The organism is Tistrella mobilis, assembly GCF_039634785.1.
GTDB classification, from domain to species: domain Bacteria; phylum Pseudomonadota; class Alphaproteobacteria; order Tistrellales; family Tistrellaceae; genus Tistrella; species Tistrella mobilis.
The window spans coordinates 81,996-92,617 of the sequence record NZ_JBBIAB010000020.1 but is presented as its reverse complement, the minus strand read 5'-3'; the positions used below and the strand labels follow the sequence as shown (position 1 = coordinate 92,617).

10 protein-coding genes are annotated in these 10,622 nt (G+C 68.2%); 5 read left to right on the top strand and 5 right to left on the bottom strand.

The window, feature by feature from the left end; translation table 11 throughout:
• Nucleotides 1-116: 116 nt before the first annotated feature.
• The 4 genes from WI697_RS22255 to WI697_RS22240 form a co-directional block, all read right to left on the bottom strand.
• On the bottom strand, nucleotides 117-1,187 hold the full coding sequence (locus WI697_RS22255) for an ABC transporter ATP-binding protein (RefSeq protein ID WP_062762961.1): 1,071 nt from the start codon (nucleotides 1,185-1,187) through the stop codon (nucleotides 117-119).
• 90 nt (nucleotides 1,188-1,277) lie between these two features.
• Nucleotides 1,278-2,375, bottom strand: coding sequence for an ABC transporter substrate-binding protein (locus tag WI697_RS22250; RefSeq protein WP_345959966.1), 1,098 nt, complete (start codon nucleotides 2,373-2,375; stop codon nucleotides 1,278-1,280).
• 260 nt (nucleotides 2,376-2,635) lie between these two features.
• Entirely contained in the window at nucleotides 2,636-3,781 is a 1,146-nt protein-coding gene (locus WI697_RS22245) for a CaiB/BaiF CoA transferase family protein (protein WP_345959962.1), read from the bottom strand.
• Between the two features lie 14 nt (nucleotides 3,782-3,795).
• Nucleotides 3,796-4,620, bottom strand: a complete 825-nt coding sequence (locus tag WI697_RS22240) for an enoyl-CoA hydratase-related protein (RefSeq protein WP_345959961.1) — start codon at nucleotides 4,618-4,620, stop codon at nucleotides 3,796-3,798.
• Nucleotides 4,621-4,973: 353 nt separating this feature from the next.
• On the opposite strand from WI697_RS22240, the gene WI697_RS22235 reads away from it, so the two are divergent.
• From WI697_RS22235 to WI697_RS22215, 5 genes are all read left to right on the top strand, one after another.
• Entirely contained in the window at nucleotides 4,974-5,756 is a 783-nt protein-coding gene (locus WI697_RS22235; protein WP_156503088.1) for an enoyl-CoA hydratase/isomerase family protein, read from the top strand.
• Nucleotides 5,757-5,855: 99 nt separating this feature from the next.
• Nucleotides 5,856-6,902, top strand: a complete 1,047-nt coding sequence (gene dctP / locus WI697_RS22230) for a TRAP transporter substrate-binding protein DctP (protein ID WP_345959960.1) — start codon at nucleotides 5,856-5,858, stop codon at nucleotides 6,900-6,902.
• 14 nt (nucleotides 6,903-6,916) lie between these two features.
• Entirely contained in the window at nucleotides 6,917-7,465 is a 549-nt protein-coding gene (locus WI697_RS22225) for a TRAP transporter small permease (protein ID WP_062762944.1), read from the top strand.
• Between the two features lie 43 nt (nucleotides 7,466-7,508).
• Nucleotides 7,509-8,804, top strand: a complete 1,296-nt coding sequence (locus tag WI697_RS22220; RefSeq protein ID WP_345959959.1) for a TRAP transporter large permease — start codon at nucleotides 7,509-7,511, stop codon at nucleotides 8,802-8,804.
• A 46-nt stretch (nucleotides 8,805-8,850) separates the two neighbouring features.
• Nucleotides 8,851-9,597 carry an IclR family transcriptional regulator gene (locus WI697_RS22215; protein WP_062762939.1) on the top strand — a complete coding sequence of 249 codons (747 nt, stop codon included), beginning with the start codon at nucleotides 8,851-8,853 and terminating at the stop codon, nucleotides 9,595-9,597.
• 37 nt (nucleotides 9,598-9,634) lie between these two features.
• Here WI697_RS22215 and WI697_RS22210 read toward each other — a convergent pair whose 3' ends face one another.
• Nucleotides 9,635-10,540, bottom strand: a complete 906-nt coding sequence (locus tag WI697_RS22210) for a LysR substrate-binding domain-containing protein (RefSeq protein WP_345959958.1) — start codon at nucleotides 10,538-10,540, stop codon at nucleotides 9,635-9,637.
• Between the last annotated feature and the right edge of the window lie 82 nt (nucleotides 10,541-10,622).

The following is a 10,622-nucleotide window of genomic DNA, read 5'->3' as shown; positions in this document are numbered from 1 at the left end:
CTCGTCGCCGCCATGCGAAAACTCCTCGTCGCCGTCTACGCCGTCGCCAAGGCTCGAAAACCCTTCGTGCCAAAGCTCGCCGACTGAAAAAAGCGCTTGCTCAGCGTGACGGTATCTCATGCCTCCTCCATCGGCGCCAGCGCCGCGGGATCGAAGGCGAGGGTGACCCGGCTGCCGGTTGCGGGAACCGCCCGGCCGGCTGGCACGGCGGCGGCGAGTACGGGGCCCGCATCGGTGCGCACGCTCAACCGGCGCACGGGCCCCTGATAGAGGATGTCGGTGAGCACGCCCGGCAGCGCCATCCGGCCCGGGGGCACGGGGGCGGCGCCGGCCAGGACCTCGATCTTTTCCGGGCGGAGCGAGGCGAGCCGGGCGGGGCCGCCGGCGGCCCCGACGGTCGCCGGCTCCAGCACATTGGCGGCCCCCACGAAGCCCGCGACGAAGCGGGTGCGCGGGCGTTCGTAAATCGCCTCGGGCGTGTCGACCTGAACGATGCGGCCCTGATCGAAGACGGCGACCCGATCGGCCATCGACAGCGCCTCGCCCTGATCATGGGTCACGAAGACGAAGGTGAGACCCAGCCGGCGCTGCAGGGCCTTCAGCTCCACCTGCATCTCTTCGCGCAGCTTGAGGTCGAGGGCGCCCAAAGGCTCGTCGAGCAGCAGCACCTTCGGCTCCAGCACCAGCGCCCGGGCCAGCGCCACGCGCTGACGCTGACCGCCCGACAGCTGGGCCGGCCGGCGGTCGCCGAAGCCGTCGAGACGCACCAGTGCCAGGGCCCGGGCGGCGCTGTCCCGCCGGCGGCGGCGGTCGATGCCGCGCATCTTCAGCCCGTAGGCGACATTGTCGAGCACCGGGAGATGCGGGAAGAGGGCGTAGTCCTGGAAGACGGTGTTGACCGCCCGGGCATAGGGCGGCACGCCCTCGGCCGTCTCGCCGAAAATCTCGATATGGCCGGAGGTCGGCTGCTCGAACCCGGCGATCAGCCTGAGGCAGGTGGTCTTGCCCGATCCCGAGGGGCCGAGCATGGCGAAGAATTCGCCCGCGCCGACCTCGAGATCGACCGCATCCACCGCCCGCACCGGCCCGAAATGGCGCGAGACCCTGGCGAAGCGCACGGCCGTGACGGCCGGACCGGCCCCGGCGGCCGAGCTGTCCGGAGACGAGCTGTCGGGAGAAGAGGGCATCGTGAACATGTGCCATTCAGCTGTTCGGAAGGGCGCGGGGGATGGCGGTGAAGGCACGGCGATATGACCGTGCCTTCGCGAGGGCCGCTGTCAGCGGCCGCCCAGCACCGCGATATAGTCCGAGACCCAGCGGTAATAGGGCACGCAGCCTTCGGCCTGGCTTTCGCATTTCGAAACCGGGGTGCGCCAGAAGCTGATCCGGTCGAAATTGCCCATGCCGTTGGTGGCGCAGCCCTCGTCGCCCAGCAGCGCATTGCCCGTGCAGGCGGCCGGCACCGCGGGCACCGAGCCGAACCAGGCGGCGAGATCGCCCTGCACCTTGGGCGAGAGCGAATGCTCCATCCACATATAGGCGCAGTTCGGATGCGCCGCTTCGGCATGCATCATGGTGGTGTCGGCCCAGCCGGTGGCGCCTTCTTCAGGGATGGTCGAGGCGATCGGCTTGTTCTCGGCCTTGAGCAGGTTGACCTGGAACGGCCAGGAGGACGAGGCGACGACACCCTCGTTGGTGAAATCGTCGATCTGGACCATGGCGTCGTGCCAGTAGCGGTGCACGATCTGACGCTGGCCGCGCAGCAGGTCGAGCGCCGCCTTGTACTGGGCCTCGGTCAGCTCATACGGGTCCTTGATCCCCAGCTCCGGCTTGTGGGCCTTCAGATAAAGCGCCGCGTCGGCGATGTAGATCGGGCCGTCGAAGGCCTGGATCCGGCCCTTGTTCGACTTGCCGTCAGGCAGGGTGGTCTCTTCGAAGACCACCTTCCACGAGGTGGGGGCTTCTTTGAACACCTCGGTCGAATACATCAGGACGTTGGAGCCCCATTGATAGGGCGTGCCGTAATGCACCCCGCCCACGGTGTGCCAGGGGGCGCTCTTCAGCCGGTCGTCGACGGTGCCCCAGCTCGGGATCAGGTCGGTGTTGATCGGCTGGACCTTCTTGCCCGCGATCAGCCGCAGGCTGGCATCGCCCGAGGCGGTGACGAGGTCGAAACCGCCCTCGTTCATCAGCGCCACCATCTCGTCCGAGGTGCCGGCGGTCTTCACATTGACCTTGCAGCCGGTCTTCTCTTCGAACCCGGTCACCCAGTCGTAATTCTTGTCGGTGTCGCCGCGTTCGATATAGCCCGGCCAGGCGACGATATCGACGCGGCCTTCCCCCGGGCCCAGGGCCTTCATCATCTCGGCCGACATGGCGGCGCCGGCGCCTGCGATCTGACCCGCGGCCAAAGCGGTGCCCACGGCCCCCGCGACCAACCTCTTGATGCGCATGGAACTCTCCCTGACGGTGCAAGCCGGCCGCACGGCGCCGGGCCACTGCCCTGCCGCCGTCTCCCCGCGGTCCGATGTCCGGGAACAAGTCTGCGCGCGTGTGGCTCCGCCGCGCCACACCAAAGCATCGTTGGGTTTCCATCGGAAAAACCGATGGCCTGGATGGGGTGTCGTCGGACGGGTCAGTCGTGGCCGAGGATATCGGCGTTGTGCTCGCCGAGTTGCGGGGCGCGGCGATGAATGCCCGGCCGTTCACCGCCGAGCGAGAGCGGCAGGCCCACCACCTTGAGCCCGGCCTCGGGGATGGTCTCGACGATGTCGAGGGCGGCGAGCTGGGCATCGGCCGCGATGTCGGCGAGGCTGTTGATCGGGGCGCAGGGGATGCCGGCGGCCTCCAGCCGTTCGGCCCAGTCCGCCTTGCTGCGGGTGCGCATGATCGCCTCCAGCTCGGGCAGCAGCACCGCCTTGTTGGCGACCCTGAGGCCGTTGCTGGCATAGCGCGGATCCGTGGCCCAGTCGGGGCGGCCCACCGTGCGGGCGAGCTTTGCGAACAGCCGGTCATTGGCGGCCGCGACCACGATCTCGCCGTCGGCGGTGGGCAGGGACTGGAAGACCACGACATTGGGATTGCCGCTGGCATGGCGCTGGGGCTGGCGGCCGGTCACCTTGAAGGCGGCGAAATAGATCGACAGCCAGCCCATGGCGGTTTCAAGTAGCGAGACATCGACCGTGGTGCCCCGCCCGGTCTGCCCGCGCTGAAGCAGGGCGGCCAGGCAGCCGAGCGCCGCCCAGACCCCCGTGCCCAGATCGAGCACCTGCATGCCGACCCGCGATGGCGGCCCGTCGGGCGTACCGTTGATGCTGAAAATGCCGGCAAAGGCCTGGACGATCGGCTCGTAGCCGGGCGTCAGCCGCATCGGCCCCCGGGCACCGAAGGCCCAGAGCGAGCAGTAGATGAGCCGCGGGTTGATCGCGGCCAGGCTGTCGGCATCCAGCCCCATCTGGTCCATCATGCCGGGGCGCATGTTCTGGACCAGGATGTCGGCATCGGCCAGCAGCCGGCGCAACTCGGCCAGGCCCGCCGGATGCTTGAGATCCAGCGTGATGCCGCGCTTGTTGCGGTTCATGGCGTGGAAGGTGACGGAGGTGTCGCCGGCGAAGGGGGGGCCCCAGCCGCGGGCATCGTCGCCGCCTTCGGGGCGTTCCACCTTGATCACATCGGCGCCGAGGGTGGCCAGGATTTCGCCGGCATGGGGGCCGGCCAGGTTCTGGGCAATCTCGATCACCCGGACCCCGGCGAGGGGCAGTGTCGTGGCCGGAGGCAGCATGGGGGCGGGCTCCTTCAGCGGCCGGTGAAGGCCGGGGCGCGGCGTTCGACGAAATGGGCGACGCCTTCGCGGAAATCCTCGGTCGCGAAGCACTTCACCTGTTCCGAATCGGCAAGATGGGTGGCGGTGGCCAGGTCCTGGAACAGCCCGGCATAGAGCTGACGCTTGATGATCCGCATCGAGCGCGGCGAGGAAAGGTCGGCAAGTTCGGCCGCGACGGCATGGACGGCCTCGACGAAGCCTTCGGCCGGCAGCGCCCTGACCAGGCCCAGCGCCGCCGCCTCGCGCCCGGTCAGCACGCGGCCCGACAGCAGCAGATCGGCGGCGGCCATCGGCCCGATCAGCCGGGGCAGGATCCAGGCCGAGCCGTGTTCCGCGATCAGCCCGCGGCGGGCGAAGGCGGTGGTGAGCTTGGCATCCTCGACCATGTAGCGCAGGTCGCAATAGAGCGTGATGCAGAGCCCGACCCCGGCCGCAGCACCGTTGATCGCGGCCACGATCGGCTTCGGCACGTCGAGCAGCCAGGAATAGCGCTGGCCGAAATTGTCGGGCGTGTAGTCGCGGGCGGCGGCCGGCGCCGGCTTGGCCTCTCCCGGTGCCGCCGGCGTCAGCCGGCCCATATCGGCCCCGGCGCAGAAGCCGCGGCCGGCGCCGGTGACCATGATCGCCCGCACCGCCTCGTCGGCGACGGCACGCTCCATGGCCGCGCGGAATTCGGCCTCCATGCGCGGCGTCCAGGCATTCATCTTGTCGGGACGGTTCAGGGTGAGCGTCGCAACCCGTCCGGTCACCGTATAGAGCACCTCGGCGTCGGTGCCCGTTTCCGCTGCGTCGCCCATGCCGTTCTCCCCGTCCTGTCGCGTGTCCTGGCCTTTTCTGGATAACAGCGGCCGGCGGGGCGCGGAAGACGGTTCAGGCTTGTGGAGATCAGATACACATATGTGAATCCATCTGCGGCCCGGACCGCCCGATCGTCCACATATGTGGACGCACAGACATGTATATGGAAAAACAAAACACATCTGCGAAACGGTCGCCGGCCCGCAGCCCTTCTGCCTATACTTCGGACGCTGCAAGGCGGGAGGAACGCCGGAGCATGATGCTCTGCAGTCGCCGAAGAATGAGGCGGATCCGCCGGCCATCTGCCGGAGACACCGATGATCCGCCGGCAAAAAAACGGGCAGTCCGAACCATGTCGATCACGCAGAAGGGAGACGTCCACGTCTCGACCGACGGCCATGTCACGGTCCTCGAGATCCGGCGTCCCCCGAACAATTTCTTCGATCTCGACCTGATCCGCGATCTGTCGAGCCTGGTCGAGGCGCTGGACGAGGACAGCGACTGCCGCGCCATCCTGCTCGCCTCCGAAGGCAAGGCCTTCTGCGCCGGCGCCGATTTCCAGCGCCGCCCGGCCGAACTGGCCGGGGCAGTTGAAGACCGCAATCCGCTCTATTCCGAGGCGGTGCGCCTGTTCCACAACCGCAAGCCGATCGTTGCCGCGGTGCAGGGGCCGGCGATCGGCGGCGGGCTCGGCCTGTCGCTGGTGGCCGATTTCCGGGTCGCGGCCCCCGAAGCGCGCTTCGGCGCGAATTTCGTCAAGCTGGGCATTCATCCGGGCTTCGGGCTGACCCACACCCTGCCGCGGGTGATCGGTGTCCAGAAGGCGCAGTGGATGTTCATGACCGGGCGGCGCCTGACCGGAGAGGAGGCCGCGGCCGTCGGCCTGGTCGATCTGCTGGTCCCGGCCGGGCGGCTGCGCGCCGAGGCGATGGCCCTGGCGCAGGAGATCGCCGAGGGCGCGCCGCTTGCGGTTCAGTCGACCCGCGCCACCCTGCGCCGGGGATTGGCCGATGCGGTGCAGGCCCAGACCGATCACGAATTCGTCGAACAGAAATGGCTCGCCCGGACGGAAGACCATCGCGAGGGCATCCGCGCCGTCGCCGAACGCCGCCCGGGCCGCTTCGTCGCCCGCTGACCGAAGACAGCTCACCCGGATCTGCCGGCGCCACGCGACGCTCAAGATCGCGGCGGCAGGATCCTTGCGCGCCCAGCATCAGACAAGGGAGGACAACGGATGATCAATCGCCGCAGTTTCGTGAAGCTTGCCGCCGCAGGCGCGGCCGCCGGCAGTTTCGGCATGCCGTGGATTGCCCGTGCGGCAAAGCCGATCACCCTGAAACTGGCGGATTCGCTGCCGACCACCCATTACTCGATGCCGATCATCAAGCACTGGATCAAGCAGATCGAGGACGGGACCGAGGGCCGGATCAGGTTCGAGCACTACCCGGCCGAACAGCTGGCCAGCGCCCGCGATCTGCTGGATGCGGTGCAGACCCGCATCGCCGACGTCGCCTATATCCCTGCGCAGTACTTTTCCGAGAAGCTGCCGATGGCGACGGTCGGCAGCCTGCCGATCCCCGAGATCAAGGCCGATATCTACGCGCTTGAAGCCGCCTATTACGAGATCGGCCTGGGCATTCTGGACGAGGTGGAATTCAAGGATGCCGGCATCCGGGCGCTCAGGGCCTCGTCGACCGAGGCCTACAATCTGCACATGGTCAGCCGCAAAATCGTGACCCTGGACGACCTGTCCGGTCAGAAGATCCGGGTCGGCGGCAATGTCCAGCAGCAGGCGATCACGGCGCTCGGCGGCATTCCCGTCACGGTCACCCCGCCCGAGATCTACAACGCCATGCAGAACGGCACGCTGGACGGTACCGTCTTCCACATTCCGAGCATCCATTCCTACAAGCTGAACGATCTGGTGCGCTACAGCACCGACAACCTCAATCTCGGCGTGTTCAACAGCTATTACGCGATGAACCGCGACCTTTGGGACGATCTGCCCCCCGATATCCAGGCCGTGTTCGACAAGGTCGGCCGCGACCTGATCCGCTTCGAGGGCGACACCATCTCGCGGCAGTCCGATATCTGGCGGACCGAATTCCGCAAGCAGGGGATCGAGGTCTACGATCTGGCGCCCGAGGTGATCGACGAGACCACCCGGCGGCTGACGCCGATCCGGCAGAAATGGGTGGAGCTGTACGAGACCCGCAACCTGCCCGCACGGCGCGTGGTCGATGCCTGGGTCGCGGCGCTCAAGAAACACGCCCGGGCCTGAGGGAGGGCGGGGGTTTGGACACGCTCGACCATCTGATCGGCCGGCTGGAGACCCTGTTCGAATACGTCGCCATCGTGCTGCTCGCGATCATGATGCTGATCATCACCATGGATGCCGGCGGCCGCTATCTCTTCGCGGCCCCGGTCTTCGGCACGCATGAATTCGTCGAGTTCTATCTGATGGTCGGCGTGGTCTTCCTCGGCATCGCCCAGTTGCAGGCCAGACGCGGCCATGTCGCGGTGAGCTTCGTCTCGCGCAATTTCCCGCGGCCGGTCCGCCGCCTGCTGGAGGCCGCGTTCCTGGCGGCGACGCTCGCCGCCGTCACCGGCATCGGCTGGATGGCGGTGGAACAGGTCTCGACCAATCTCATCCGCGACCGGGTGATCGCGACGCCCTTCCCGTTCAGCCAGGTGCCGATGCCGGTCTGGCCGTCCTGGGTGCTGGTCGCCGCCGGGGTGATCCTGCTCTGGCTGCGCATGGCGCTGCAGCTTCTGCGATGCCTGATCGCGGGCGAGGTTCCCGACGAGGACGTCTCCGACGAGACCGGCAGCGCCATCCATTGAGGGCGGGCACAGCCAGGCCCCTGCCGCACGGGATATCGCCCCCATGTTCGACACCGCCTTTCCGATCGTCCTGTTCCTGGTGACCCTGGTTCTGGGCATGCCGATCGGCTTCTCGCTGATCGTCGCCGGCGCCGCCGGCATCTGGATCAATGCCGGCTGGATGCCCCTGCTCGGCATCCTCAGGGCCGAGCCCTACCGCCATGCCTCGTCGTTTCTGCTGACCACCATTCCGCTGTTCATCCTGATGGCGGAGCTGCTGGCCCGCGGCACGGTGGTGCAGGCGATGTTCCGCTGCGCCTATGCCTTCGTCGGCCATCTGCGCGGCGGGCTGGCGCTGGCGGCGGTGGGTGCCAATGCCGGTTTCGCCGCCCTCAGCGGCTCCAGCACGGCCGCCGCGGCGGCGATGGCGCGGATCTCGATCCCCGAGATGCGGCGCTTCGGCTATGACGACCGGCTGTCGCTCGGCACGGTCGCCATCGCCGGCACGCTCGCGATCATGATCCCGCCCAGCCTGGGGCTGATCATCTACGGCATCCTGACGGAAAGCTCGATCGGCCGGCTGTTCGTGGCCGGTATCGTGCCCGGCCTGCTCTCCGCCACCGGCTTCGTGATCTCGATCATGATCTGGGTGCGCCGGGACCCCACGATCGCGCCCCAGGTGGTGAGGACCGCCTGGCCGGAGCGGCTGCGCAGCCTGACCGCGATCGGCCCGGCGATGCTGCTGGTGGTGTTCGTCGCGGGTTCGATCTATTCCGGGGCCGCGACGCCGACTGAGGCGGCGGCGATCGGGGCGCTGGCGGCGCTGGTGATCAGCCTCGCATTCGGGGGCCTGCGCGGGGAGGGCATGCTGGCCGCCTTTCGCGCCTCGATCCGCAGCACCGCGCTGATCTTCACCATCATCATCGGCGCGATGATCTTCGGGAAATACCTCGCCATCACCCGGCTGCCCCAGGATCTGCTGGAAACGATCGTGGCGCTGAACATTCCCGGCTGGGCGATCATCGCGATCCTGATCGTGATCTATCTGATCCTCGGCTGTTTTCTGGACCAGCTGGCGGTGATGCTGCTGACCCTGCCGCTGACCTTCCCGCTGGTGGTCGGGCTTGGCTACGACCCGATCTGGTGGGGCATCGTGCTGACCAAGACCTCCGAGATCGGCCTGGTCACGCCACCGCTCGGGCTCAACAGTTTCGTGGTCTCGGCCTCGGCCGATGCGCCGCTGGAGAAGACCTTCTCGGGCGTGTGGCGGCTGCTGATCGGCGACATGATCGTCCTGCTGCTTCTGCTGCTGTTCCCGGCGCTCTCGCTCGGCCTGCCCGGCTGGTGGTACGGTCCGTGACGCCAGACATCCGGGGCAGGGTGACCAGGGAAGGAGACGACGGATCATGTCGACGGCCGCGATCAAGACCGCCCGGCGGGTCTTCGAGGTGCTGGAATACTTCGACGAGGTGAAGCGGCCGCTGACGCTGCGCGAGGTCTCGGCCCATTTCGGCTATCCGGTGTCCAGCACCGCCGCCCTGCTCAAGAGCCTGTTGCAGCTGGGCTATGTCGATTTCAACCGGCCGACGCGCACCTATATGCCGACCATGCGGGTCGCCATGCTCGGCGACTGGATCCAGGCCTCGCTGTTCGGCGAGGGCCGGATCCTGAGGCTGATGCAGTATCTGAACGAGATGACCGGCGAGATGGTCAGCCTCGGCACCCAGTCCGACATCTACATGCAGTATGTCCACGTGCTCTATTCGCGCGAGGGTCTGCAATACCGGATACGGCCGGGAACGGTGCGGTCCATGACCCGGTCCGGCTTCGGCTGGCTGCTGCTGAGCGCCATGCCCGATGCCGAGATCGACAAACTGCTCAGGCGGGTGAATATCGAGGAAGACGATCCCGCCCGACGGATGACGCTGGACGAGCTGATGGTGCCGGTGACCGAGGTCCGCCAGCTGGGCCATGTCTATTCCCGCCACACCGTCACCCGGGGGGCGGGCGTGATCGGCATGCTGCTGCCGCCGCAGAGCTATGGCCGCCGCTTCACGATCGGCGTCGGCGGCCCGGTCGACCGGCTGGAAGAGAAGCACGACATGATCCTGACCCTGCTGCGCGAGGCGATCCCCCGCTTTCTGCCCGGATGACGCCCGGCCCCTGCCCATGCCTCTGCCCGTGCCCCGCCTATCGCCGGGCGGCCTGTCGGGTTGCGGCCACCGAGACGAAACCGGCGGCGGCGGCAGACAGCGGCGATCCGCGGCGCCAGGCGGTGGCGACCTGGATGGCGGGCAGATCCTCGGCCACGCCCCGCGCTTCGATCTTGTCGCCTTCCAGCGACCAGGGCCGGTAGGTGAGGTCGGGCAGGATCGCGACGCCGGTGCCGGTGGCGACCAGGCTGCGCACCGCCTCCACCGAGCGGGTGCGGAAGGCGACCGGCGGGCGGATGCCGAGCCGACGCCAGACCACTTCCGAGGCCTCGGCGATCTCGTCGATGGTGAGCAGCACATGGGGTTCGGTCGCGAGGTCGCGCAGGCTGACCCGCTCTTCGGCGGTGGCGGCATGGCCGAGCGGCAGCCAGACCCGATAGGGCGAAATCTCCACCACCTCGATCTGCAGGGCGGAGCTGCTGCGCCCGGGCGCCAGCACCATCACCGCCACGTCGAGTTCGCCGCCGACCAGCAGATGTTCAAGATAGTCGCCATTGTCCTCGACCGTCTGGACATCGACATCGGGGAAGGCGCGGCGGAAGCGGGCGAGCAGGTCGGCGAGAACATAGCCCGCCACCAGCGGCGTGACCCCCAGCGCCAGCCGGCCCTTCAGCACGGCGCTCTCGCCGCGGATCGCGCGCCGGGCATCGGCGACATCGGCCAGGATGCGCCGGGCATGGGCCAGGAACTGATGGCCCTTGAGCGTGGGGGCCACACCGCGGGCATGACGCTCGACCAGCGGAAACCCCAGATCGATCTCCAGCCCGCGCAGCGCCTCGGTCACCGTCGATTGCGAGATCGACAGCGCCTGGGCGGCGGAGGAGATGCTGCCGCGCTCGACGATCGCGACGAAATACTGCAGCTGGCGCAGCGAGAAGGCCATGCGGGTCGGGCTCCCGGGGGCGGTGCGGCGGGCCCGGACATCATGACGCGGGGCGATGCGGGATGGGAAGACCGGCGCGCGG

Coding starts and splice junctions, on each gene's coding strand:
- WI697_RS22255 (WP_062762961.1), bottom strand. CDS start 1,187: ATGCCCTCTTCTCCCGACAGCTCGTCTCCGGACAGCTCGGCCGCCGGG.
- WI697_RS22250 (WP_345959966.1), bottom strand. CDS start 2,375: ATGTCGGCCGAGATGATGAAGGCCCTGGGCCCGGGGGAAGGCCGCGTC.
- WI697_RS22245 (WP_345959962.1), bottom strand. CDS start 3,781: ATGCTGCCTCCGGCCACGACACTGCCCCTCGCCGGGGTCCGGGTGATC.
- WI697_RS22240 (WP_345959961.1), bottom strand. CDS start 4,620: ATGGGCGACGCAGCGGAAACGGGCACCGACGCCGAGGTGCTCTATACG.
- WI697_RS22235 (WP_156503088.1), top strand. CDS start 4,974: ATGTCGATCACGCAGAAGGGAGACGTCCACGTCTCGACCGACGGCCAT.
- dctP (WP_345959960.1), top strand. CDS start 5,856: ATGATCAATCGCCGCAGTTTCGTGAAGCTTGCCGCCGCAGGCGCGGCC.
- WI697_RS22220 (WP_345959959.1), top strand. CDS start 7,509: ATGTTCGACACCGCCTTTCCGATCGTCCTGTTCCTGGTGACCCTGGTT.
- WI697_RS22215 (WP_062762939.1), top strand. CDS start 8,851: ATGTCGACGGCCGCGATCAAGACCGCCCGGCGGGTCTTCGAGGTGCTG.
- WI697_RS22210 (WP_345959958.1), bottom strand. CDS start 10,540: ATGGCCTTCTCGCTGCGCCAGCTGCAGTATTTCGTCGCGATCGTCGAG.